The sequence below is a fragment of the Rhizobium sp. 1399 genome (assembly GCF_031455475.1).
In the GTDB taxonomy this organism is placed as follows: Bacteria; Pseudomonadota; Alphaproteobacteria; order Rhizobiales; family Rhizobiaceae; genus Rhizobium.
On record NZ_JAVDSU010000008.1, the window covers coordinates 202,426 to 227,247 of the forward strand.

Annotated in this window: 24 protein-coding genes; 12 read left to right on the top strand and 12 right to left on the bottom strand. The window is 60.7% G+C overall.

Annotation, left to right across the window (positions count from 1 at the left end; genetic code table 11):
- Window positions 1–2 precede the first annotated feature (2 nt).
- The 9 genes from J2X71_RS24230 to J2X71_RS24270 all read right to left on the bottom strand — a co-directional run bounded on the left by J2X71_RS24230 (window position 3) and on the right by J2X71_RS24270 (window position 10,144).
- Window positions 3–962 carry an ABC transporter permease gene (locus J2X71_RS24230; protein ID WP_310385975.1) on the bottom strand — a complete coding sequence of 320 codons (960 nt, stop codon included), beginning with the start codon at window positions 960–962 and terminating at the stop codon, window positions 3–5.
- A 50-nt stretch (window positions 963–1,012) separates the two neighbouring features.
- Window positions 1,013–2,638, bottom strand: a complete 1,626-nt coding sequence (locus tag J2X71_RS24235; protein ID WP_310385977.1) for an ABC transporter substrate-binding protein — start codon at window positions 2,636–2,638, stop codon at window positions 1,013–1,015.
- Between the two features lie 36 nt (window positions 2,639–2,674).
- Window positions 2,675–3,685 carry a LysR family transcriptional regulator gene (locus tag J2X71_RS24240; protein ID WP_310385979.1) on the bottom strand — a complete coding sequence of 337 codons (1,011 nt, stop codon included), beginning with the start codon at window positions 3,683–3,685 and terminating at the stop codon, window positions 2,675–2,677.
- Entirely contained in the window at window positions 3,685–5,130 is a 1,446-nt protein-coding gene (locus J2X71_RS24245) for an NAD-dependent succinate-semialdehyde dehydrogenase (RefSeq protein ID WP_310385982.1), read from the bottom strand. Before J2X71_RS24245 ends, J2X71_RS24240 begins: the two co-directional genes overlap by 1 nt.
- Window position 5,131: 1 nt before the next feature.
- Window positions 5,132–5,641 carry a formaldehyde-activating enzyme gene (gene fae / locus J2X71_RS24250; RefSeq protein WP_113319527.1) on the bottom strand — a complete coding sequence of 170 codons (510 nt, stop codon included), beginning with the start codon at window positions 5,639–5,641 and terminating at the stop codon, window positions 5,132–5,134.
- 33 nt (window positions 5,642–5,674) lie between these two features.
- Window positions 5,675–6,670, bottom strand: a complete 996-nt coding sequence (locus J2X71_RS24255; RefSeq protein ID WP_310385985.1) for an aldo/keto reductase — start codon at window positions 6,668–6,670, stop codon at window positions 5,675–5,677.
- A 105-nt stretch (window positions 6,671–6,775) separates the two neighbouring features.
- The gene (locus J2X71_RS24260; RefSeq protein WP_310385987.1) at window positions 6,776–7,948 is read right to left on the bottom strand and encodes an ABC transporter permease; all 1,173 of its coding nucleotides are present in this window, start codon (window positions 7,946–7,948) and stop codon (window positions 6,776–6,778) included.
- Complete coding sequence (locus J2X71_RS24265; protein WP_310385990.1) at window positions 7,945–9,156, bottom strand: ABC transporter permease; 1,212 nt, start codon at window positions 9,154–9,156, stop codon at window positions 7,945–7,947. Before J2X71_RS24265 ends, J2X71_RS24260 begins: the two co-directional genes overlap by 4 nt.
- A gap of 1 nt (window position 9,157) precedes the next feature.
- Window positions 9,158–10,144 carry an efflux RND transporter periplasmic adaptor subunit gene (locus J2X71_RS24270; protein WP_310385993.1) on the bottom strand — a complete coding sequence of 329 codons (987 nt, stop codon included), beginning with the start codon at window positions 10,142–10,144 and terminating at the stop codon, window positions 9,158–9,160.
- A 565-nt stretch (window positions 10,145–10,709) separates the two neighbouring features.
- Here J2X71_RS24270 and J2X71_RS24275 point away from each other — a divergent pair.
- The 7 genes from J2X71_RS24275 (at window position 10,710) to J2X71_RS24305 (ending at window position 15,980) form a co-directional block, all read left to right on the top strand.
- Window positions 10,710–12,299 (top strand): ATP-binding protein, encoded by a 1,590-nt coding sequence (locus J2X71_RS24275; protein WP_310385995.1) that lies wholly within the window; start codon window positions 10,710–10,712, stop codon window positions 12,297–12,299.
- A complete protein-coding gene (locus J2X71_RS24280; RefSeq protein ID WP_113319521.1) occupies window positions 12,286–12,933 on the top strand; it encodes a response regulator transcription factor in 648 nt (215 codons plus the stop codon). Before J2X71_RS24275 ends, J2X71_RS24280 begins: the two co-directional genes overlap by 14 nt.
- 93 nt (window positions 12,934–13,026) lie before the next feature.
- On the top strand, window positions 13,027–13,395 hold the full coding sequence (locus tag J2X71_RS24285) for a response regulator transcription factor (protein ID WP_113319520.1): 369 nt from the start codon (window positions 13,027–13,029) through the stop codon (window positions 13,393–13,395).
- Window positions 13,396–13,545: 150 nt separating this feature from the next.
- Entirely contained in the window at window positions 13,546–13,752 is a 207-nt protein-coding gene (locus tag J2X71_RS24290; protein WP_310386000.1) for a hypothetical protein, read from the top strand.
- Between the two features lie 67 nt (window positions 13,753–13,819).
- On the top strand, window positions 13,820–14,554 hold the full coding sequence (locus J2X71_RS24295) for a helix-turn-helix transcriptional regulator (protein ID WP_310386002.1): 735 nt from the start codon (window positions 13,820–13,822) through the stop codon (window positions 14,552–14,554).
- Between the two features lie 241 nt (window positions 14,555–14,795).
- Entirely contained in the window at window positions 14,796–15,545 is a 750-nt protein-coding gene (locus J2X71_RS24300; protein ID WP_310386004.1) for a GntR family transcriptional regulator, read from the top strand.
- 24 nt (window positions 15,546–15,569) lie between these two features.
- Window positions 15,570–15,980 carry an ACT domain-containing protein gene (locus J2X71_RS24305; RefSeq protein WP_310386006.1) on the top strand — a complete coding sequence of 137 codons (411 nt, stop codon included), beginning with the start codon at window positions 15,570–15,572 and terminating at the stop codon, window positions 15,978–15,980.
- 60 nt (window positions 15,981–16,040) lie between these two features.
- Here J2X71_RS24305 and uxuA read toward each other — a convergent pair whose 3' ends face one another.
- Together uxuA and J2X71_RS24315 are read right to left on the bottom strand one after the other, a co-directional pair.
- Window positions 16,041–17,228 (bottom strand): mannonate dehydratase, encoded by a 1,188-nt coding sequence (gene uxuA / locus J2X71_RS24310; protein ID WP_310386008.1) that lies wholly within the window; start codon window positions 17,226–17,228, stop codon window positions 16,041–16,043.
- 44 nt (window positions 17,229–17,272) lie between these two features.
- Window positions 17,273–17,995: a GntR family transcriptional regulator gene (locus tag J2X71_RS24315; protein WP_310386010.1), complete on the bottom strand. Its 723-nt coding sequence runs from the start codon at window positions 17,993–17,995 to the stop codon at window positions 17,273–17,275.
- A gap of 237 nt (window positions 17,996–18,232) precedes the next feature.
- Here J2X71_RS24315 and J2X71_RS24320 point away from each other — a divergent pair, with 237 nt between their 5' ends.
- From J2X71_RS24320 to J2X71_RS24335, 4 genes are all read left to right on the top strand, one after another.
- The gene (locus tag J2X71_RS24320; protein WP_310386012.1) at window positions 18,233–19,408 is read left to right on the top strand and encodes an extracellular solute-binding protein; all 1,176 of its coding nucleotides are present in this window, start codon (window positions 18,233–18,235) and stop codon (window positions 19,406–19,408) included.
- Window positions 19,409–19,529: 121 nt separating this feature from the next.
- Complete coding sequence (locus J2X71_RS24325) at window positions 19,530–20,633, top strand: ABC transporter ATP-binding protein (RefSeq protein WP_310386014.1); 1,104 nt, start codon at window positions 19,530–19,532, stop codon at window positions 20,631–20,633.
- On the top strand, window positions 20,630–21,514 hold the full coding sequence (locus tag J2X71_RS24330; RefSeq protein ID WP_310386016.1) for an ABC transporter permease subunit: 885 nt from the start codon (window positions 20,630–20,632) through the stop codon (window positions 21,512–21,514). The genes J2X71_RS24325 and J2X71_RS24330 overlap by 4 nt, the downstream gene beginning before the upstream one ends.
- Before the next feature lie 3 nt (window positions 21,515–21,517).
- Window positions 21,518–22,360 (top strand): ABC transporter permease subunit, encoded by an 843-nt coding sequence (locus tag J2X71_RS24335; RefSeq protein ID WP_310386017.1) that lies wholly within the window; start codon window positions 21,518–21,520, stop codon window positions 22,358–22,360.
- A gap of 39 nt (window positions 22,361–22,399) precedes the next feature.
- Here J2X71_RS24335 and ppk2 read toward each other — a convergent pair whose 3' ends face one another.
- The gene (gene ppk2 / locus J2X71_RS24340; protein WP_113319511.1) at window positions 22,400–23,308 is read right to left on the bottom strand and encodes a polyphosphate kinase 2; all 909 of its coding nucleotides are present in this window, start codon (window positions 23,306–23,308) and stop codon (window positions 22,400–22,402) included.
- Between the two features lie 333 nt (window positions 23,309–23,641).
- Between ppk2 and J2X71_RS24345 the strand changes: the two genes are divergently transcribed.
- Complete coding sequence (locus J2X71_RS24345) at window positions 23,642–24,817, top strand: ABC transporter substrate-binding protein (RefSeq protein ID WP_310386019.1); 1,176 nt, start codon at window positions 23,642–23,644, stop codon at window positions 24,815–24,817.
- The last annotated feature ends 5 nt before the right edge of the window (window positions 24,818–24,822 follow it).

Genomic DNA, 24,822 nt, shown 5'->3' on the forward strand with positions numbered 1-24,822 from the left:
CCTCACTTCCGTCCCTTGGCTGCATCGAGCAGCGAGACACGCGGATTGAGCCAGCCATAGGCGAGGTCGGAGAGGATCTGCGTCGCGACGACGACGACGACGCTCACCATCGCGCAGGCTTCGACCAGGCGGATATCGCTATTGAGCGCGGCGTCATAGAGAAGCGTGCCGAAGCCCTTATAGGCATAGAAAACCTCCACGACGATGACGCCCGAGAGCAGCCAGGGAAACTGCAGCATGATGACGGTAACCGGCGTGATCAGCGCATTGCGTAGCGCATGGCGCCAGACGATACGCGCCGTGCTGGCGCCCTTCAGTCGCGCCGTGCGGACGTAATGCGTGCCCATGACTTCGATCATCGAGGCGCGGGTGACGCGCGCCAGGTAACCGGTGGAATAGAAGGCGAGCACCAGCACGGGCAGAATGATCTGCTGCAGCGAGAAACCTGATAGCATGGTGCTGGCACCTGGCAGCCAGTGCAGCCAGAAGACGAAGACGGCCGAGAAGAAGACGGCGGAGGCGAAATCCGGGATCGAGGTCGTGGCGATCGCAATGAAAGAGACGATACGATCGAGAACCGAACCCTGACGCATGCCGGCAACGATGCCCGCAAACAGGCCGACGGGCACGATCACCAGCAGCGCACCGCCGGCAAGAATGCCGGAAGCCGCAAGTCGGTCCGGGATAAGCTGCGCAACCGGCGCGCGGTAATAGGTGGACACGCCCCAGTCGCCGGTCACGAAGGACCAGAGCCAGCGGCCGTAGCGAATGATGAAGGGGGCATCGTAACCGTTGGCAGTCAGCCACTGGGCGCGCTGAGCTGGCGTCGAGAACTGGCCGAGGACCTTGACGGCGACATCGCCGACATTGACCTCCAGTGCCAGGTAAACGAGCAGCGACACGGTGAACATCACCGCGAGTGCGCTTGCCAGTTTACGAAGAATGAAACGGAAAACGGTCACGAACCACCTCTTTGCCGGGTCGGGGCCGCCGCGATGAGCGGCCCCGAAGATCAAGCCTTGGCGAGCCAGACGCCGTCCATGCGGAAGTAATCCGCCGGATGGAGCACGAAACCGTGGACGGTGGTGGCTGCGGCGCTGAAGCGGTTCGGCCAGTAGGGTTGAATGATGACCCCGGAATCCTGCAGGATCTGCTCGACATCCTTCATGGCTTCGGGACGCTTGGCCGGATCGACGACGGCGAGAGCCTTGTCGAGCGCGGCGTCGAATTCCTTGCTGGCGAAATGGCTCTCGTTCCAGGCACCACCGGAGCGATAGGCAAGATCGAGCGTCATCGCACCGAGCGGACGGTGCGCCCAATAGGTAAGACCGAAGGGAACCTTGTCCCAGATCGGCCAATACTGCGAGGCCGGCAGGACGTTGAGCTTCAGCCGGATGCCGGCTTCGGCGAGGTTCTGCTGCAGCACCTGCGCGGTGTCCTGCTCCCAGGTGCCCTGCGTGTTGCCGAGCGTCAGTTCCAGATCGATGCCGTCCTTGTAGCCGGCTTCTGCAAGCAGGGCCTTGGCCTTCTCGACATCACGGGTGACCGCAGGCAGCGCGAAGTAATCGGGCTGAACCGGCGAGACGTGGAAGTTGGCGCCGACTTCACCCTCACCGCGATAGGCGACGTCGAGCATCTGCTTGTTGTCGGCCGCAAGCTGCACGGCCTTTCGCACGCGAACGTCGTCGAACGGCTTCTGGTCGGACTGCATGCGCATGACAAGCGTATGCGCCGCCTTGCCGGTCAGGATCTGGATGTTCGGCAGCGACTTCATGAGATCATATTCGGCGATCGTCGCGCGATAGATGATATCGATCTGGCCGCTTGAAAGTGCTGCGAGATGCGTGGTGATATCGGTGCCGAGGTCGATGTACTGGATGCCATCGAGATGAACAGGCGTGCCCCAGTAATCGGCGCGCTTGCTGAACACCGCCTGACGGCCAACTTCATAGCTTTCCAGCTTGAAGGGGCCGGTACCAACAGGATTGGCCGGCCAGTTGGCGCCGCCCTTGACGAACTCGCGGTGCAGCATCGGGCAAGTGTAGGAATAGAGCTGCTCGGGCAGCGAGGAAACCGCACGCGACAGCGTGATGCGGACCGCATGGTCGCCGGTCTTTTCCACCTTCTCGACGGCCGAAAAAGCGGTCTTGTTGGAAGACTGCGAGTCAGGCGCGATCCAGCGCTGGATGTTGAAGATCACATCCTCGGGCGTGAAGGCATCGCCATTCGACCACTTGGCGCGCTCGTCGAGCTCGAAATCCCAGATTTTGAGATCGGCGGACGGCGTCCAGCTCTTGGCGAGATAGGGATGGGTGACGTTGTCGGCATCGACATAGGTCAGGAATTCGAGGCTGTTGCGATAGAGGTTTGAAGCCTCGATCCAGCTCGTCATCATCGGATCGGTCAGTTCCTGGATCTGGCAACCGAAACGCAGCGTACCGCCATCAGTGGGCGTTTCCTGCGCAAGAGCCGGCTTGCTGTCGCCGAGGAAGGCGCTGGCAGAGGCCGCCGTCACACCGAGCCAGGCGACGGCACGCAGGAAACCGCGGCGATCGATCTTGCCGGCACGGACCTGTTCGCACAGTTCCGGCACGGAGGGATGCAGCGGATTGCCGCTATTGGTTTTCAATTCAGTCATGATCTGCCTCCTCCTTGAATGGCAGTATGGTCGCTATCAGACACCCTCTGTGCCAGACACGATGCGCAGGGCGGGCTTTTCACCGTCGTTCACCATACGATTGCTGAAACGGCTGATGATCCAGGATCGAAACCCTGCAATCAGAGGATCCACCAGCCCTTCCGCATCGGTCTTCAGGTAATAGCCGAAGCCTTCGTAATAGTGTGCGGTGACCGGCGCAACCAAGCGGCCGCTTTCTATTTCCTCCCGAAATAGCGCCGGGTCCGCCAGCACTAGGCCCTGCCCCGACAAGGCGTACTGAACCCCGAGGCTGGCGCTGTCGAATGTCACGCCACGCGCTACAGAAACCCCGCCGAGACCGTTCTGAACAAGGAAGCGCTGCCAGGTCAGATAGGGCTCCATGTCGACGATCTTGATGTGGATGATCTCGTTTGCTCCAATGAAGGCCGCAAGCTCCGAAACTCCTCCCTGCATCAGATCGGCCCGCACCAGATCAGGATGGCACAGGATCGTAGGCCGCTCCTCCCAGAGCAGGTCGGTGACCCATTCATCCACGGCCGGCCGCGTATAGACGACCGCCACGTCGAATTCGCTGTCCGGCACCCCGTAGGGCGTCGAAACCTCCAGCAGCACTTCCGGGAAGCTGCGCCGGAAATCGGTCAGCAGCGGCACGGTGAGCTTCATCGCAAAGCTCGGTGGCAGGTTGATACGCAGCTTGCGCTGACGCTGTTCTTCCGGCGCGCAGACTTCCTTCAGCGCCTGCTCGATGCGGTCGAAACCCTTGCCGATACCGGCAACGAGCGAGCGCCCGTCATCCGTCAGCGTCGTGGCCTTGTGACCGCGTTCGAAAAGCTTGCGCCCGATGCTCTCTTCCAGACCGATGACATGCCGCGAAAGTGCGCTCTGCGAAATGTTGAGTGCGGCGGCCGCCGCCGTGAAGCTGCCGTGATGCGCAACGGCCTCGAAGGCCCGGAGCGCGTTCAGCGGCAACCGGCGGCGATCGACCGCCGGCTCCTTCTTCGTCTGGGGAGAGCGATCCTCCGTCATTATCCCGCAAGCCCACCGAACAGGACGTATTTGCTCTCCAGATATTCATCGAGCCCTTCGGCAGCACCTTCACGGCCAAGGCCGGACTGCTTGACGCCTCCGAATGGCGCGACTTCCGTCGAGATCACGCCCTCGTTGATGCCGACCATGCCTGCTTCCAGCGCTTCGGCGACACGCCAGGCGCGGCCGAGATTCTGGGTGAAGAAATAGGCCGAGAGGCCAGTTTCCGTATCATTGGCGAGCGCGATCGCCTCTTCCTCACCCTTGAAGCGGAAAAGACCGGCGACCGGGCCGAAGGTCTCTTCGGTCGCAAGTGCCATATCCCTCGTCATGCCGGTCAGCACCGTCGGCGCATAGAACAGGCCGCCGCGCTCATGCCGCCGGCCGCCGGTCAGCACCTTGGCACCCTTCTCGACGGCGTCGGTCACATGCCGCTCGACCTTCGTCAGCGCCGGCGCATTGATGAGCGGCCCCTGAGCCACGCCATCCTCGACGCCGGGCGCAACCTTCATCGCCGCGACGGCCTTGGCAAGCGCCTCGGCATAGCGGTCATAAATACCGTCCTCGACGAGGATACGGTTGGCGCAGACGCAGGTCTGTCCAGTATTGCGGAACTTGGAGGCGATCGTGCCGCGCACCGCCTGATCGATATCGGCATCGTCGAAGACGATCAGCGGCGCATTCCCGCCGAGCTCAAGGCTGATGCGCTTCACCGTATCGGCGCTCTGGCGCATGAGCAGCTTGCCGGTCGCCGTCGATCCCGTGAACGAGAACTTGCGCACGACGGGGCTCTTCATCCAGACGCCGACGACATCGACCGGCGACTTCGTCGTCACCACGCTGACCACACCAGCGGGAACGCCTGCCTGTTCGCCGAGACGGGCAAGCGCCAGAGCCGAAAGCGGCGTATCTTCCGCCGGCTTGATGATGATGGTGCAGCCGGCAGCAAGTGCGGGACCGACCTTGCGGGTAATCATCGCCAGAGGGAAGTTCCATGGCGTTACAGCCGCGACGACACCGACAGGCTCCTTCATCACGACGATGCGCGCATCGACCTTGTGCGACGGCACGACGCCACCATGCGAGCGGCGGCCTTCCTCGGCAAACCAGGTGAGGAAACCGGCCGCATAGGCGACCTCGCCACGCGCTTCAGCGAGCGGCTTGCCCTGCTCAGCCGTCAACAATCGGGCGAGGTCTTCCTGATTGGCAAGCATCAGATCCGCCCAGCGTCGCAGCACGGCAGAACGCTCCGAAGCGAGCGTCTTGTGCCAGGTCTTGAAGGCCTTCGCTGCGGCGTCGATCGCCTGCTGCGCCTCCGCCGCACCGCAATCCGGCACGGTCGCAAGCTCGCTGCCATCGGCGGGATTGAGCACGGCAAAGCGCTTGCTGTCAGCAGCACTTCCCCAGCCTCCACCGATCAGCGCATTGTCTTCGACAAGCTTCATATCAGGCGACCTTCGGCGTGAAGAAAGGATTGCCGACCGTTGCCACGCCTTCGGCAAGCTCGGCACGCGACGGCCAGCCCTTCAGCAATGCGCGCTTGGCAGCAAGATGGGTTGCAGCCTTGTTGTTATGATACACTTCTTCGGCGTCGTTGGCCGACGGATTGACCCAGACGGCGGCAATCGCGACCCAGTCATCTTCAGCTTCCGCCGGCAGCGAACCGTCGAGCAGCGCTGCAGTAATACCGGCGGCGACACCGGCCTGCGCCGGACCCCAGGTCATCAGCTCATGCGACGAACCGGATTCCATCACCGCCTTGGCGATGAAAAGCGTCACCGGCTTTGCCGGCAGGTTTGGCTTCAGTACTGCCTGGAACGGCAGGTGGCCGGGACCCGGACTCGCTGCCGCACCGGCGAGCGCGCCGGAAATCGGGCCGTTCTTCGGGCCGATGTAGAGGTTGATATGGGCAGCGTTCGGGCCGGAACCCTCGAAGCCTTCACCGATATAAAGCATTGAAATCTCCAGTAGCGATGCGAGTCGAACCCATTATGCCTTCGAAAGGGCGCGGGGGCGACGGACCGGGTTATAGTCATTGATCATGTCGCGCGGGCGGTAGGGCTCTTCCAGGAAGGCACGCTCTTCGCCCGTCAGCTCGATCGCAGCCGCTTCGATGGCAGCAGTGACATGCTCGGGGCTCTCCGTGCCGACGATTGGAACCGTGCTGTTGCCGGAACCGATGACCCAGGCTTGGGCGATCTGGCTGGCCGTCTTGTCGCGCTTGGCAGCGATCTCGTTGACGCGCTTGGCGATCTCCTGGTCGATCTCATCGCCGAACCAGTCGAGATAGAGGTCATGGGCGATGCGCGGCGCCGAGCCGCCGCCGGCGAGATAACCGCGGGCGAGCGGCGAAAAGGTCGTGACCGCAATGCCCTCATCCTGACAGTAAGGCATCATCTCGCGCTCTTCCTCCCGGTAGAGCAGCGAATACTGGCACTGCATGTTGACGAACCGCGTCCAGCCATTCTTGTTGGCGACATGGTTCATCTTGGCGAACTGCCAGGAATACATGGTGGAAGCGCCGATGTAGCGTGCCTTGCCCGACTTCACGATGTCATGCAGAGCGTTCATCGTTTCCTCGATTGGTGTTTCCGGATCGAAGGCGTGGATGACGTAAAGGTCGACATAGTCGGTGCCCATCTGCTTCAGCGACTTGTCGATGGAGGCCATCAGATGCTTGCGCGACAGGCCCTTGTCGTTCGGATCGTCGCTCATCGGATAGAAGGCCTTGGTGGCGAGCACCAGCTTTTCGCGTTCCGTCAGCGACAGCAGTGTGCGGGCCACGACCTGCTCGTTGACGCCGGTCGAATACCAGTCCGCCATGTCGAAGAAATTGATACCGACATCGAGCGCCTTCTTCAGGATTGGCACCGATTTTTCTTCGTCCAACACCCAACCCTTCCACTTGGATGTCCCGATACCCATGGTACCAAGGCAAAGCGACGAAACCTTCAGGCCGGTCTGGCCAAAGCGCACATATTCCACAGCAATGTCCTAAAAGTGTTTCTCCCTCCTAAGACTATGCCGTGGCGACACTATTGTGACAAATAGGTTTATTCGATGCGGCTATCTCAAAATGAGATGGCGCCATCAACCGCCCGCAGGGGCCTGTGCCGCAGGCTTTTCCCTTGCGGACCTGATGTCCAGCAGCACCGCGACGAGCCCGTAAACCGCGGCAAGTATCCACAGCGTAAGGAACGGTTCCCTGACCGCCTGAAGCGGAGCGCCGAGCTGCGACACCTCGACGATGCCGTTGATGGCGCTGGTGCTTGGCAGCAGAACGGTCAGCGCCCGCAGCGGCTCGGGTATGGCTTCGCTCGGCCACGAAAAACCGGCAAGGAACATGAAAGGCAACCCGAGCGTGGCGCAGACGAGCTGAACAGCGAGCGGCTTGCGGAACAGGCTGGCAATCACCATCCCGAGCGTGGCAACTGCCAGAACAAACGGCAGGCAGAAAGCAAATATCGTCAGCAAACCACCCAATCGCGGAATGCCGTAAAGGTAAGGCAGCACGATCAGATAGAATGGCAATACAATCGCCTCGATAACGAGATAGGCAAGCAGCCTGCCGCCGACGCGGGCAAAGGGGCCGGCGGCCGAGGCAGCAGTATCCCGCGCCGCCGCATCATTGTCGATCGTCCCAAGTAGACCGACGCCGATCAGCAGCGTTTGCTGCAGGATCAGAACAAAGGCTGCGGGCAGGATATAGGTCGCATAGCCGCCCTGCGGATTGAACAGTGCGACCGTCGTCAACGGCATGGGATCGGGGGCAGCTGCCGCCAATACCGGGTCGATATTGGCCGCAATCAGCCGCGCCGTCTCGATTTCCGCGCCCATGGTCCTCGCGACGGCAACGACGGCGCCGGAAATGCGCTGATAGATCAGGAAATAGCTGGCGTCCCCATAAAGCGCGACCGGCGATTGCCGCCCATGCAGCAGATCACGTTCGAAATATTGCGGGATGACCAGAATGCCGTAGAGCTGGCGTCCTTGAACCGCCCGCTCGGCACTGACCTGATCTGGCAGCATCGCGGCCACGGCAACATCACTCGACGCATCGATACGGCGCACCAGCTCACGGCTGCTCGTCGTATCGTCGAGATCGACGACGGCGATCGGCACGTCGCGCAGCGCCTCGTTTGCATAAGGCTGTGGGTAATAGAGGGCATAGATTAGTGGCCCGAAGACCAGTACCGCGAGTGCCGGGCGCAGAGTCAGGATGCGGATCAGCTCGATGCGGAAGATCGCCAGCAAGGCCCTCATGGCGTGACCTCCCTCAGCCGCTGCGCCGCCTGTCGCTGCCGGCGAATGCGGAACACTTCCAGCCGCAGCGCCGTCACGATCGCCAGCACCAGCACGAATATGCCGAGCACCATCAAAGGCTTCAGCGACAGATCGACCGGCGTGCCTCGGATCGTCTGATCGATCCTAGCCGTCAGATACCAGGTGCCGGGAATGAGCTCGCCCCACCAGTAGGAGAAGTCGTTCATCGCCAACCGCGGAAAGCCGATGCCCATATAACCGAACGATGGCGCGAACATCAGCGTGCCGATGCTGATGGCGCTTGCGACCGGCCGCAGGAAAAGCGCCAACAGCACACCGATGAACTGGTTCGCGAGAATGAAGAGCAATCCGGCCACGACGAGGATGCAACGCTCGCCCCTGAGCGGCATGTCGAACACGCCGAAAAGAATGGCGTCCGAAAGACCGAGAACCACAAGGAAGATCAGTGTGTAGGGTAGCATCTTGCCAGCCATTGCCGGCCACAGACCGCCGCCAAGCCGCCGCAGAATGACGAGACGGTGCGTTGTTTCGGCATCCATGCCAACCGTGTAAGCCATGGTGGTAACGATCACCACCTGCAGCAAGGCGGGCATCAGCGCTGCGAGCAGAAAATGCGCATAGTTGAGCGTCGGATTGAAAAGCGGATTGACCTGCACGGGGATCGGCGAAAGATCGGCCTGCGCAATATCGACCGGCTGCCCCTGCGCCGTGCGCAGCGACAGGCGGATGCCGGCGGCCACAGTCGGCACGGCAGCACTGACGCCCCTGAGCGTAAGATTACCTGTTGTCAGCGTCTGCGTATTGTAAAAGAACACCACCTCGGGACGCCGGCCGGCGAAAACATCGCGCTCCAGATTGCGTGGCAGCATCAGTAGTCCGTGAACCTTGCCGGACAGGATCAGCGCACGGCCTTCCGTGAGGTCGCTGACATTGACTGCGACAGCGGTATCCGGCGTCGCATCGACTGCGCGAATAATCGTTCGCGAAAGATCGCTGCCGTCGAGATCGAGCACGGCGATCGGCAGCCGTGTCGCCAGTCCCGCGCTGAAGACGATGGCAAGTACACCCATCAAGAGCAGCGGCAAGAGCGTCGTCAGGAAAAGCAGAAACGGCCGGCGATAGAACCAGTCGAACTCCCGCCGGAACACCAGGAGGAAGCCGGGACGAAGCCCGCCGGGCGGCGTCATCTCAACGCCCCGCCGGCGGCCAGGAGGCGATGACGCTCATGCCTGGCCGAAGCCCCTCGACGGGATTGACCGGAACGGCGCGTACCTCGAAGGTGCGCAGGTCGAAATCGCCGGTCGCGCGTGTCGCGCGCCAGGTCGCATATTGGCCCTGCGCGTTGATCATCGTCACCTTGACCGGGATTGGACTGCCGGCAAGCGCCGGAACCGTGACGTCAAAACCGTCGCCGACCTTGAGTCCCTTCAGCAGGTCCTCGCGAAGATTGAACGTGAACCAGGGATTCTGCAGGTCGATAATCGAAAACAGCGGCGAACCGGCGCTGAAATTTTCGCCGAGCTCGGCGACGCGCGTCGTCACCTGACCGGAGATCGGCGCATGGATGACCAGTTCTGAAACGTCCACTTGCTGCTGGTTGAGCGACGCACGTGCCTGCTCCACCTGAGCGGCCGCAAGCGCCTTTTCTTCCTTGCTGGAACCGGCCGTCGCAAGCCGTGCATTGGCGGCTGCGGATTCCTGCTTGCGGATCGCGGCCTCCAGGTTACGGGCAGTCTGATCGACCTGCGCCTGCGTCGAAGCGCCTGTCGTGATCAACCGCGCCTGACGGGCGGACTCTTCCTGATAAAGCGTGACATCGGCGCTTGCTGCGGCAAGCTCGGCATTGGCCGCATCGATAGTTTCGGGACGCGTGCTGTTGACACGAGTGAGGTCGGCCTCTGAAACGCCGACTGCCGCTTCAGCCAAATGCAGCGCCGCCGTCAATTGCGGGCTTTCCAGTTCGGCAATAACGGTGCCCTTCTCGACATTGTCACCGACATCGGCGTTGAGTTTGAGAATACGGCCAGCGACGCGCGGGCTGATATCGACGCGATTGGCGGAAACCTCGCCCTGCACCACCAGCGGCGGTGGTCGCGTCGCAAACCACAGGAGAACACCAAGAACGACAAGGGCTACAATTCCCACAACTGCCCGAACCATTCCTGCTACCTTCATCGGTGCCCCCGTTCAGATGGAGTGTTCCGGCTGAACTGTGTCTCAGGATTATCCCTCTGGCAATATGACAAGCCTGCTGCGACTCCTTGGCACGCCGTAAAGTCGTGATCGTGTCCGAGGAATTTTTACCGTTCTGCTTGCCATCTGCAGCGTCATTATTGCGATAGCGGAAGTCGTCGGAACAAATTTCAAAGCCATTCACCAGGGAAACCGACCTGCCGCTTCGTATGGCCGGACCAAAACCTAAGTATAGTTATGTCTCAGGACGCTTGGATTTAACTTGTACTCGTAGCTCGGAACCGACCTGACCATTCACGGTTCCAAGCTGGTGGCACCGCCCCTTGCCACCTCTAGGGCAGGCGTCCCCCTCCGCCGAAGCCCTGCGGATCCTCCCATCCGCCAGAGACCGTCCCGCCGCCCGGGGCGGTCTTTCCTTTTCAAGCGTAGAGACAATTCGGCCCATGCTTCCAACACTTTGGTATAGTTTTGCGCCGATAAACACGCCATTAAGGTAAACGCGCACTAGCCGGTATGGGTAGAAGACCGGAACCAACAGCGAGGGGGTATGGGATCATTCATTGTATCGAAACTCATCAACCGGCGAGGAACGCTCTCGCATGAGATCACGCTCGGCCTGATCGCACTGGTGCTCGGCGCCACCGTGTTCTACGTCGATGCCTTCACTGAGATCGAAAGCGCTATCGCCGTCCTCTATGTTATCGTGCTGCTGCTATCGGCCGAAATACTGACGAGGATAGGCACCACGCTCCTCACAGTTGTCTGCGCCGCCCTTACCCTTTTCGCCTATTTCTTTTCGCACGGCCTCGGGGAAAATGTCCCAGCTCAGTTGCGGTTGGCGGTTTCTCTCGCCGCCATCACCATCACCTGCGCCCTTATCCTCAGGAACGAAACCGCGCGTGCCGGCCTCATCGAAGCCAACTTGCATCTTCGCGACAGCGAAACCCGCTATCGCTACATCTTCGAGCACAGCCGAATCGCACTCTGGGAACGCGATTATTCCGCAGTGCGAGCCTTCCTGATGTCTTTGAAAGCGGAAGGTGTGAGTGACCTCAAAGACTATTACCGAACAAACCCCAGTGTCATCGCCACCTGCACAGGCCTCATCCGCACCATCGCCTCCAACGACGCAGCAATGGAACTGCTCGGCCATGTGGCCGGCGGCCTGCCCTCGCACACGATGCGCCACTACATCGCCCCTGATGACGATACCTTCCTGGACCTGATGAATGCCATCTTCTGCGGCGAACGGCATTTCGAGGGCAAGGGCAATCTGATTGCGGAGAATGGCGAGACCAGGCTTGTCATCATGAGCATGAGCTTTCCGGAAGATCCCGCCGCCTTCAATCGCGTGGTCGTCGGCATGGTGGATATCACCCAGCGGGAAATGATGCAGAAGGCCATTCGCGAGGCTCAGGATGAGCTTGCCCGCGCCTCGCGCGCCGCGACTGTCGGCACACTTTCCGCCTCGCTCGCCCACGAGCTCAACCAGCCGCTCGGCGCTATCGTCGTCAACGCCCAGACGCTCCTCAGATGGCTGAACCGCGAGCCGCCGGATCTCGCGGCCGTTCGCCGTTCGGCCGAGCGCATCATTCGCGACAGCCAGCGGGCGAGCGAAATCATCCACAATACCCGCTCCATGCTGACACAGGGCGATCGCACGCCCGAGCAGGTCGACCTCGAAACGTTGATCGAGGAAACACGCGCCCTGATGGAGCACGACTTCCAGCGCGACATGGTCGATTTCGATGTGAACCCACCCGAACAGCCGATCACAGTGAAGGCGATCCGTATCGAGCTGCAGCAGGTGCTCATCAACCTCGTCACCAATGCCGTGCAGGCCATGCGCGAAACGGCAATCGACCAGCGTAAGATTCTGATCTCGCTCGCCAGGAAGGATGATATATTCGTCAGCCTCTCCGTCAGGGATTTCGGCCCCGGTATCAGCGAGGAGGCCATGGCGAAGCTCTTCACCCCCTTCTTCACGACCAAGCCCTCCGGAATGGGCATGGGGCTCTCCATCTGCCGCAGCACGCTGGAGGCCAGAGGCGGCCAGCTGATCGCCGGCAATCATCCTGAAGGGGGCGCCATCTTCGAAATGATCATACCGATTGAGGACGACCATGACCGACACTAGCGCCGCATCGAAGGCAGCCTCGCAATCCGCATCACCGATAGTCTATGTCGTCGATGATGACGAATCCATCCGCGAGTCGCTTGTCGATCTTTTCCGGTCGATCCAGATGGATGCGGTCTCCTTCGCGACCACGACTGCCTTTCTCGATACCGCCGACCTGCGACGGCCGGGCTGCATTCTCCTCGATGTGCGCCTGCCAGGTCTAAGCGGGCTGGATTTCCAACTTCATCTCGAACGGATCGGCAGCAGGATGCCGATCGTCTTCATGACCGGCTTCGGCGATATTCCGATGAGCGTGCGCGCCATGAAGGCCGGCGCTGTCGACTTCCTCACCAAGCCCTTCCGAGACCAGGATATTCTCGATGCCGTTGGCATCGCGATCGAAAAGGATATGGCCCGCCGGCGGGAAATGGCGGCAAGCGATGCCGTCGCCTCGCTGGTCGATACACTGACGCCCCGCGAGCGGGAGGTGATGGCGGCCGTCGTCAAGGGGCTGATGAACAAGCAGATCGCCTATGACCTCGGCATCAGCGAAATCACCGTGAAGCTGCATCGTGGCAATGTCATGCGCAAAATGCAGGTCCGCTCGGTGGCCGATCTGGTGCGCAAGGCCGAAATGCTGGAAGGGAGATAGTGAAACCTAGACCCTTGTATGGTACCGCGACACGGCCCCGATCCTCATAATATAGCCTAACGTAATGTAAGAATAAGCAAGGCTACCAATCTCGTGTCACATACATCCACAATCGCTGTCGTCGATGACGACCAGGCTATCCGGGAGGCGCTTGACGATCTGATCCAGTCCTGCGGCTACCAGAGCAAGCTTTTCGCTTCGGCGGAAGAGTTCCTGGCCTTTGACGACAGGGCGACGATTGACTGCATGCTGGTCGACGTCAAGATGCCCGGACTGAGCGGCATCGAACTGCAGCAAATCCTCAACGGCGAACCTGAAAAGCCGCCGATGATCTTCATGACATCCTATCGCGACGAGAGAACTCGTACGGCCGCCATGGAAGGCGGTGCGCTGGCCTTTCTGGGCAAGCCGGTCGAATTCGATTCCCTCATCAACTATCTGGAAATAGCTTTGAAGCCGTAAGGCCCCACTGCGTCGGGTTCCCGGGTGTTGCTTCCGCCATCAGATCAGTTCGAATTATACACCTATGTATAATTTAAGATGGAAACAATAAAGACTATAGTTAATCTCGTATCTTCCAGTAAAATGGATAGAAAAAACGAGGTGAACGCCATGATAAAGCTCAAGCGCCCGATATTTATCAGCGTCGGGAAGAACATTCTGATGGATGTGATCTTCTCCAACATCGTAACCGGTGCGAATTACAAGTTCCACTGCGCGCTGCTGCGCCTGGAACCGGAAAATCCGATCTACGAATATCAGCCGGTCCGCATTGCCACGCATCGCCGCCCGGACGAAATCAGCCGGACGCATTTCTGATCCTCCCCCCTTCTGGCGCTGACCGGTTTCCTCCCGGCCGGTCAGTGCATTTGCCGGCAGATGATCCATGACCCTCAAGAATACGGCAAAATCCCCCTGGCAGGGGGATGCAACCAGCGCCACTGTACAGGCCGATCCCACGACAAGTTTCTCTACTGCCCTGCAGGAAGTCATGCAGGTGCATGGCTTTCGTTTCTTCCTCGCCGCCAGCTTTCCGCAAGCTGACAAGCTCGGCTTTCGCGCCAACATCATCGCCAGCAACTGGCCACAGGAACTGATCGACCGCTACGACGCTTCAGATCTCTTTTGGCGCAGCCAGCTGATCGATGGTTTGAAGAAGACCATCATGCCGATCTATTCCGGCATCGGCATCTTCGCCCAGCCTGCCAGCGTAGGCAGCTCGGAAGAACTCTCCCGTCGTTTCGAGGATCTCGGCCTTCACAACACCGTCAGCTTCACGCTGCATGACGCCATTCTCAGGCACTATGTCATCATGTTCTCCGGCCTGCGCAGCCCGCTCGACGAGCAGGAATGCGCGCGCATGGTCTTTGCCGTATTGAAGGCGCTGGACAGCTACAGCCTTGCGACCGAGCCGCCGCTTGCCGATTACGAGCGCCTGACCGTTCGCGAGATCGAATGCCTGCGCTGGTCAGCCTCCGGCAAGAGCAGCGAGGAGATCGCCATCATCCTGCATATCTCCTCCCATACGGTGAACGGTTATCTGAAGGCGGCGATGCGCAAGCTCGATGCCGTCAACCGCATGCAGGCCGTGGCGAGGGCCTATCGTTTCCGTCTCATCTGAAGGTCTGCAGGCTCTAAAACTCTTCTGGTTTCAGGCCGTCCAAACCTATCCCGCGTGACCGCTGACGAGATATCTGCGAAATTTCGGCTGAGATCATCGTCAAATAAATGCGACAACTCCCGTCAATTCACGCGCGAAGCGCCTCAACCTACGCATGCAGGACAAATATCAGCACTATTGTTCCCGTTGTCGACAGAACGTGCTAAGTTACTAGCGGGAGGGACATTTCTCAGGAGTTCTCTTGTCCGCCGAATACACGTCAGCCGATATGGCCCACGCCTCCGGCAATCTGCCGCATATCGACTCGCGCCAGCGCGCCGAGGCGGTTGCCGCCCGTCTCGTCACTGAACAACACGACCGGCCGTCGCTGGTTTCCACCATCGCCCGCGAAGTGGCAGCCGAGATCATCGAAGACATTCGCAAACCGGGCGATGACCTGAACTCCGTCGAACTTGCACGGCGCTACAAGACCAGCCGGACGCCGATCCGCGAAGCCCTGATGCTTCTGGAAAGGGAAGGACTCGTCGAAATCCCGCCGCGCCGTCGCCCACGTGTCGCTAGCCTCTCGATCAAGGAGATCCGCGATATCTACCGCGTCCGCGCCAATCTGCTGGAACTGATTGCCGGCGACATTGCGCGGGACGCGTCGCTTGACGATATCCGCACCCTCCAGCCGATCATGCAGGTCATGGAAAACGCGAGCAAGGCCGGCGATGTGAACGTCTATTTCTGGGCAAATGTCGACTTTCACGAACGCAATACCGAACTCGCCGGCAATCGCACGGTCAAGAAGATCATCGATTCCTTGCTTCTGAGAACCCTTCGCTTGCGCCGTATCGGCCTATCCCAGCCCGGCCGCCTGCAGAAATCCTATGAGGATCACGAACGGTTGTGCCGCGCGTACGAGGATCGCGATCCGACGCTCGCGGCCGCGCTCATCCGCTCCAACCATATCACCGGCCTTTCGGTGCTGGAAAACATCTATTCATAGGACGGGACGTCAGGGAAACACGACATGACAGGCATTACCGACCTCTCAGTTCTTCTCGCGACGATGGAGCCGGAATTGGTGGCAGGCGAATTCGTCTATTGCGCCGTGCCGGCCTCGCAGTCGGAAGACTATCTCCATCTTCGCCCGCTCGCCCTCTTTCGCGAAACGGAAGGCCTGACGCTCATTCTGCCCCAGGATACGGCAAACAAAGCCGGCCTGCAGGCAAGCGCGCCCCTGCGGCAGATCACGCTAAAAGTACATTCTTCGCTTGAAGCCGTCGGCCTGACCGCCACCTTCTCCCGCGCGTTGACGGAAGTCGGCATCAGCGCCAATGTGGTCGCGGCCTACTACCACGACCACATTTTCGTGCCTGTCGTCGATGCCGAACGGGCCGTCGAAGCGCTGCGGCAGCTCTCGGCGGCAAGCCGGAGCTAAAGCAATTCCAGCAAAAGTGTGCAGCGGTTTTGCGTTCGGAATTGCGTGAAAACAAAAAAGTCAGGTCGGCGGCGCGTCGAGCGCGTGCAGAATGCCGCGCAGCTCGGCAAGGCCGCGAAGACGGCCGATTGCCGGATAGCCGGGCGTGACATTCTTCTGCAGGTCGTCGAGCATCCGGTGGCCGTGATCCGAGCGGAAGACGATCGACTGGTCAACGCTGCGGCGGTGATCCTCCGCGACCAGCTCCTTCAGCACGGCAACCATGTTCACGTCACCTTCGAGATGCGCGCTTTCATGGAAGGTGCGGCCGTCGCCTTCGCGGGTCGTGGCGCGAAGATGCGCGAAATAGATGCGCGAGGCGAAGCGCCGGGCGATTGCCGGCAGATCGTTGTCGGCGCGCACACCGAGGCTGCCGGTGCAGTAGCACATGCCGTTGGCCGCAGCCGGCACCGCATCGAAAAGCGCCGCATAATCCTCAGCCGTCGAAGCGATGCGCGGCAGGCCGAAGAGCGAGCGCGGCGGATCGTCGGGATGCAACGTCAGCTTCACCCCGCGCGCTTCTGCAGCCGGCACAACGGCCTCGAGGAATTCAACGAGGTGCTGGCGAAGCTTCTTCGCATCGATGCCTTGATAGGCAATAAGCTTTTCGCGGAAAGCCGGAATGGTCAGTGGCTCGGTCGTCGAGCCGGGCAGAGCCGAGGTGATGATGCGGGTAATTTCGGCAATCTCCGCGTCTGTCATGCTCTCATAGACGGCCTTGGCCCGTGCCCTGTCTTCGTCGGAATATTCGTCGGCAGCGCCCGGACGCTCCAGCACGAACAACTCGAAGGCGGCAAAGCGCTGATGATCGAAGCGCATGGCGGTAGCGCCGGTCGGCGTCACGTAGTCGAGATCGGTACGCGTCCAGTCGACAACGGGCATGAAGTTGTAGCACACGATCGGAATACCGCAGGCAGAAACCGCCTCGAGACTGGCGATCCAGGCTTCGATCTCGGCCTTGGCCTGCCCGCCCTTGCGCTTGACGGCATCGGGGATCGGGATGCTTTCGACGACGCTCCAGGTCAGCTGCGAGCGGCCGGCTGGCGTCGTTTCGATCAGTGACTGGCGCTCGCGCACTTCCGCTTCGGTCCAGGCACGGCCGATCGGCACCTGATGTAGCGACGAAACGATGTTCGTTGCACCCGTCTGGCGCACCTCGTCCAGCGTGACCGGTGCCTCCGGCCCGAACCATCTCCAACCTTGCCGCATCTCGTCTTTCTCTCCTTGGTATCCTGTGTTTTGTCGTTCCGCCGTCAGCAGAAATAGTCGGGGAACTGCGAGCGCAGCTCCGCCACGTCTGGTATAACGGCGCTTAAGTGATGAATCATCGACTCGCGCGCCGCCGCGATATCATGCGCAGCAATGGCGTCGCGGATGACAATATGCTCGTGCACGACATTGTCCATGCGCCCGAGCACCGGCAGCGTCAGACGCCGCGCCCGGTCGATCTGCACCTTCACGGTCTTCAAAATGGTCCAGATACCGGGATACCCAGCGATCTGCGCGATTGCCTCGTGAAACGCCTCATCCTCTTCATGGAAGCTGGAGGCGTTGCGGAGTGCTGCATGCGTTTTCTGTCGGGCGATGATCGCATCCAGCCGCGCGATATCGATCTCCGTCGCGATGTTTGCCGCCGTTTCCACCGTCGTTCCCTCGAGCGCCTTTCGCACCACGACCGCTTCCGGAATGGCCGAAACCGGCACGCGCGAAACCACCGTGCCGGACTGCGGATAGATATCGACGAGCCCACCCTCGGAGAGCCTCAGCAGCGCCTCGCGCACCGGCGTTCGGCTCACACCAAAATCCTCGGCAATGCGCTTTTCCTGCAGCGCCGTGCCCGGTGGGATCCTCAGAGAGACGATGTCGGCATGCAGCCGCTCATGGATCGCGGCAGCCGTCGTCACGCGACGGATCTTTCCAACGGCATCGCGTGGCGCCGAGAAGGAGAGGATTTCAGGGTCGGAAGCCTGCCGCATGCATGGTCTCGGGACGTTGACACTTTCGTGCATACTAGTATATCAATTAAATTCTGTTGCCAAGACATGCCGCAGAGGAGAACAGCGGCATGTCATTGCACCTGGAGGAAAAGCTTCAAGCTGCGAGCATTTGATGCCGCCGGAAAACCGGCGCATCGAGGCATGAGACGTGCATTGCGATGCAAACGAGCGGCGCTCGGGGCAAAGGCCGGCACCGCCGCAAAGGAGGAGGACAGAATGAAGATCACACGCAGAACCTTCGTCGGCGGAGCTGCCGGCGTAGCCGCGGCCGGAATGTTGCCGCTGCGCGCTTTCGCCCAGGCAAAGGCACCGGCAAGCCCTGTTACCATCACCATCGTCGATGTCGCCGGCAATCTGGCGCTGACGCAGGGCATGTTCCAAAACTACGCCAAGGCCAAGCCGGAATTCGTTTCCAGCTTTTCCTTCACCAAGGCCCCTGCTCCGGAACTGCCGGCCAAGATCCAAGCCCAGCAGGCTGCCGGCAAGGTCGATATCGATCTCGTCCTGACCGGCACGGACGCGCTTTCGGCCGGCGTCGACCAGGGTCTCTGGGTCGACCTGTCCAGCCACAAGTCGGCACTGCCCAATCTTGAAAGCATCCTGCAGCCACAGGCCTTCAAGATGCAGGCGCTCGCCAAGGATCAGGGCGTCGTCATCACCTATTATCCGTCCGGCCCGCTGATCGAATACATGCCGGACAAGGTGGCGACCCCGCCGAAGACTGCGCAGGAGCTGCTCGACTGGACGAAGCAGAACAAGAACAAGTTCCTCTATGCCCGCCCGGCAAACTCCGGCCCCGGCCGCACGCTGCTGATGGGCCTGCCCTACCTGCTCGGCGACAGCAATCCGCGAGACCCGGTCAACGGCTGGGCCAAGACCTGGGAATATCTGGCCGCTCTCGGCGAAAACATCGAATACTACCCGACCGGCACCGCCGTGGTCTTCAAGGAACTCGGCGAAGGCACGCGCGACATCGTCGCTACGACCACCGGTTGGGACATCAACCCGCGCGCGCTCGGCATCGTTCCCGAGGAAGCCAAGGTTGGTAAGCTCGAAGGCTTCCACTGGGTCACTGACGCCCACTATGCGGCGATCCCAAAGGGCGTTTCCGACGAAAAGATCGGCGTTCTGCTGGACGTTCTGAACTTCATCTATCAGCCGCAGCAGCAGGCGATCGCCTATGACGCCGGCTACTTCTATCCTGGCCCGGCGGTGAAGGATGTCACGCTCGAGATGGCGCCGGCAGAAAGCCAGGAAACCATCAAGGAATTCGGCCGGCCGGAATATGCCGACTGGATCGCCAGCAGCCCGCTTGAAGTGCCGCTGGAGCCCAAGCAGCTTGTCCAGGCCTTCCGCATCTGGGACGAAAAGATCGGCGCCAAGAAGGGCTGATCCCTGCTGGTCATAATAATCCGGCGCTGGCTTCACGGCGCCGGAATTGCTTGAAAACAAAGGATAGAGCGTCGCCGTGCTTCAAGAGCGGTGATGCTCTATCGGCCAAGATTGCCGATAAATGGAGATTGCATTGACTTTGCCGGTTCAAAACGCAGCAACGCTGTCTTCGCGGAAGAATGCGCGCCTTGAGCTTGATGGCATCAAGCGATCCTTCGGCGCCTATAACGCCCTCGATGGCATTGATCTCACGATTGAACCCGGCGAATTCATCGCACTTCTCGGCCCCTCCGGCTGCGGCAAATCCACGGCGCTGAACTGCATTGCCGGCCTGCTTGGCCTTACCGGCGGCGAAATTCGCCTCGGCGGCAACCGCATCGACCAATTGGAGCCGGAAAAGCGCGGCTTCGGCATGGTCTTCCAGAGCTATGCCCTCTTCCCACATATGAGCGTGCGCAAGAATGTCGGCTTCGGCCTTGCCATGCAAGGTATTCGCGGCGCCGAGGCCGACAAGCGCGTCATCGATGCACTGGCGCTGGTGCGCCTCGAAAGCCAGGCCGATAAGCTGCCCGGCCAGCTCTCCGGCGGCCAGCAGCAGCGCGTCGCCATCGCCCGCGCTATCGTCATTCGCCCGCCGATCGTCCTGATGGATGAGCCACTCTCCAACCTCGACGCCAAGCTGCGTTTGGAAATGCGCGCCGAAATTCGCGGCATCCATGACCAGATCGGCTCGACCACCATCTATGTCACACACGACCAGGATGAGGCACTTTCGCTTGCCGATCGTATCGTCGTCATGAGCCAGGGCCATATCCAGCAGATCGGCACGCCGCAGGATCTCTACCAGCGACCGGTCAATCTCAATGTTGCCGATTTCATGGGCTTCCGCACCCGCATTCCCGGTCGCGTCGTCTCCGTATCCGGCACTGAGGCGGAAATCGAAGCCGCCGGCGCCCGGCTGACCGGCACCATGCGCGACACGTTGAAAGTCGGCGATACCGCTGTCCTCTCAGTGCGCCCGGAAGATCTCGTTGCCACCACCGACGGCATTCCCGTCATCGTCGCGAGCACCGAATATCGCGGCCGCGCCTTCTTCGGCATGGCCCGCTCGGCCGACGGATCGGAGCTCTATTTCCGCTCCGACGATACCTTGCCGCGTGGCTCTGCCACCACCCTGCAGCCAGTCGCAGGCCGTTCTCTGGTCTTCAAAGGCTCACCTGCATGAACGGCGGCCCCTCATTGAAAACCAGACTTGCCGCACAAGGCCTCGACGGCACGACGCTGCTCGTGCTGCCGGGCCTGCTCTTCATGATCGCGCTCTTCATCTACCCCTTCATCTACGGCGTCGCGGATTCGCTGATGCCGAAGGATGGCGGGCTCTGGTACGAAAATTACGCGAAGTTCTTCTCCGACCAGTTCCAGTACGGCACGATCGCCAACACCATGTGGCTCGCCTTGCCGGTCACCATCGTCAACCTGGCCTTCGCAGTCCCCGTTGCCTTCCGCGTCCGGCTGATGCGCCGCCAGCGTCTGCTGACGACGATCCTCGTGCTGCCGATCACGCTCGGTACCGTCTTCGTCGCTGATGGTCTGCTGACCTTTCTCGGCCCGCGCGGCTGGTTCAACGAAACGCTCATCCTGTTCGGCATCCTGGATTCGCCAGTCAAGCTTACCAACAATTATTGGGGCGTCTTTGCCTCGCTGCTGATAACAGGCTTTCCCTTCGCCTTCCTGCTGACGCTGTCCTACATCACCGGCATCGATCCGGCGATCGAGCAGGCCGCCGCCACGCTCGGCGCCAATGCGCGCCAGCGCTTCATACGCGTTTTCCTGCCACTGCTTGTGCCCGGTCTCGCCGTGACCTTCTGCCTGTCCTTCGTGCAAGCTTTCGCCGTCTTCCCGTCAGCTGTCCTGCTGGGCGCGCCGGCGGGCCCGACCCGCGTCATCTCGATCGCCGCCTACCAGGCCGCTTTCGAACAATATGACCATTCCTACGGCACGGCGATCGCCCTCATCATGGGCGGCGTCGAACTCATCGTTGTCGTCGCCATTCTCGGCGCGCGTTCATTCTTCTACCGCGGCCCTGCCGGCGGCACGAAAGGCTGAGCCATGATCCGTGACCAGGGCCTTACCTCGAAGATCTGGCGCATCGCCGTCTGGGCGCTCGCAACCCTCTTCGTCCTCAACCTGCTTGCGGTCATCGCGGCCGTGATCGTCAACTCCTTCGCCACGCGCTGGCTCGGCACATGGCTGCCGCGCGGCTGGACGGATCGCTGGTATTTCAGCGCCTGGAATGAGTTCCAACTTTCCAGCGTCGTCATCGTCACCTTCGAGATGGCCTTCGTCGTTGTGATCATTTCGGGCATTCTCGGCGTCATGACGGCCTATGCGCTGGCGCGTCGCGACTTTCCGGGCAAACGCGCCATCATCCTGCTTTTCCTGCTGCCGTTGCTGATCCCGCCGCTGACCTATGGTATCCCGCTGGCGACCGTGCTTTATCAGCTCGGTCTCGGCGGCACGTTCTGGGGCGTGGTGCTGATCAACCTGGTGCCCTCCTTCCCCTTCGTCGTGCTCGTCATGATCCCCTTCATCGAGCAGATCGATCCGCGCATCGAGGCGGCAGCCCGCGTCTTCGGCGCCGGCACCACGAGCCTCTTTATCCGTATCCTGCTGCCATTGTTGCTGCCCGGGATGCTGGCAGCACTGCTGCTCGTTCTGGTGCGCACTCTTGCCATGTTCGAGCTGACCTTCCTGATCGCCGGACCGCAGACGCAGACGCTGGTCGTCTCGCTCTATTACGCGGTCTTTGCATCCGGCGTGCGTGCCAGCCAGTCGATCGATGCGATGGCGGTGATCTATATGGTGACGACGCTTTTCTGGCTCATCATCGCGCTGCAATTCGTCAATCCGACGCAGATCGTCGCCCGCGCCAAGCAGCAATCGGCGCATTGAGAAACCGCTGCCGGCAGAACCGGCAGCGGCTCCAAGAAATCAGTAAACTTCGGGAACGTAGAGTTCCGGCGGAACCGGGATACGCTGATAGTCTTCGTGACGCACGCGCTCGGGAAGTACGATCTCTTCCTTCGGCACATCCTCGTAAGGAATCTGGCTCAGCAGATGCGCGATGCAGTTCAGGCGCGCCCGCTTCTTGTCCACGGCCTGGACGACCCACCACGGTGCTTCGTCGATATGCGTGCGATCCAGCATCTCTTCCTTGGCCTTGGTGTATTCTTCCCAGTGGACACGGCTCTGCAGATCCATCGGCGAAAGCTTCCATTGCTTCAGCGGATCGTGGATACGCATGTTGAAGCGGAATTCCTGCTCCTCGTCGGTGATCGAGAACCAGTACTTGATGAGGATGATGCCGGAGCGCACCAGCATGCGCTCGAACTCAGGCACCGAGCGGAAGAACTCTTCCAGCTCGTCCTTGCTGCAGAAGCCCATGACACGCTCGACGCCGGCGCGGTTGTACCAGCTGCGGTCGAAGAGCACCATTTCGCCTGCCGACGGCAGATGCGGAGTATAGCGCTGAAAATACCACTGGTTCCGCTCGCGCTCGGTCGGCGCCGGAAGTGCCACGACGCGGCAGACGCGCGGGTTGAGGCGCTGGGTCACGCGCTTGATCGCGCCGCCTTTGCCGGCGGAATCGCGGCCTTCGAAGAGCACGACGACCTTGAGCTTCTTGTAGTGGACCCAGTCCTGAAGGCGGACAAGTTCATGCTGCAGGCGGAAAAGCTCTCGGAAATAGAGCTTGCGTTCGAGCGTCTGTTCGGCCGGGCCGGACATGCCCTCGGCGACCAGCTCGTCGAGCCGGTCCTCCTCCATCTGCATTTCCAGCTCTTCATCGAAGCTGTCTGCAATCTCGTTCTTGATACGGTCGAGCTCAGTGTTTTCGATCATGGCACGCTCCCTGTTCAATTCGCTCGATAAAGCACGTTCTCGCCATAGCTATATGACAGAGTTGCGACGATCAAAAATTTGCTTTGGCAAAACGCAAAATTATAAGGCGCAAACACCGGCTTATCCCGCCTTTCATTGCCGTTCCGGCGGGCGCAATCGACTGGTTCTACAGATGGCCGCGGCTTGTGCCATGTCAAGTTTTATGTATACATTAGACTTGCTGAGCAATTTTCGCGATGGCGGCGTTTTCTTCGGAGGAGCGAGGGAAAACGCTCAGGTCGCGGGCATATCTCCGGGAGAGAGATATGGTGCACAACATTGGGAGGAGTATACATGGTTTCGTTTTCAAGAAGACTATTCGTAGCTGGCGCTGCGCTCGCTACACTTGCCGGAGCGCCTGCATTTGCACAGGAAACGGTCAAGATCGGCGTGATCCTGCCGATGACCGGCCCTTTCGCCTCAACCGGACGCCAGGTCGAGGCCGGCGCTCGCGCATACATGGCAATCAACGGCGATACGGTTGCAGGCAAGAAGGTCGAGCTCGTCCTGCGTGACGATGCCGGCACTGCCGACCAGACCCGCCGCATCGCCCAGGAACTCGTCGTCAATGATGGCGTCAAGATGCTCGTCGGCTTCGGCCTGACGCCGCTTGCCATGGGCGTCGCCCCGGTTCTCAACCAGGCGAAGGTTCCGGCTATCATCACCTCGGCCACAACCTCGGCCATCATGAAGCAGTCGCCCTATTTCGTGCGCACCTCGATGGGCGGTCCGCAATCCGCCGTCCCGGTCGCCACCTGGGCCGTCCAGAACAATCTGAAGCGGGTCGTCACGCTGGTGACCGATTACGGTCCGGGCATCGACATCGAAAAAGGCTTTACCGACCAGTTCAAGAAAGAAGGGGGCACGGTTGTTGAAGCACTCCGCGTTCCCCTGCAGAACCCGGATTTTGCGCCCTTCCTTCAGCGTGTGCGCGATGCCAAGCCGGATGCCCTCTTCGTCTTCGTGCCCTCGGGTGTCGGCGCGATTTTCATGAAGCAGTTCGTCGATCGCGGTCTAGCGGATGCCGGTATCAAGCTGATCGCCACCGGCGACGTCACCGATGACGATCTCCTGAACGGCATGGGGCCGGCCGCCAAGGGCGTCATCACCGGCCACTTCTATTCGACCGACCACGACAGCCCGGAAAACAAGGCCTTCGTTGCCGAAGTTCGCAAGGCCAACAAGAACATGCGCCCGAACTTCATGTCGGTCGGCGGTTATGACGCCATGCATGTCGCCTATGCCGCCCTCGAAAAGACCGGCGGCGATACTGACGGCACCAAGCTTGTCGAAGCCATGAAGGGCATGGAATTCGTCAGCCCCCGCGGGCCTATCACCATCGATCCTGATACCCGCGACATCGTGCAGGATATCTACATGCGCGAGGTCAAGGAGAAGAATGGCGAGCTCTACAATGTCGAGTTCGCGACTTACCCGAAGATCCACGATCCGAATACGGCTGCCAAGTAAGCCCA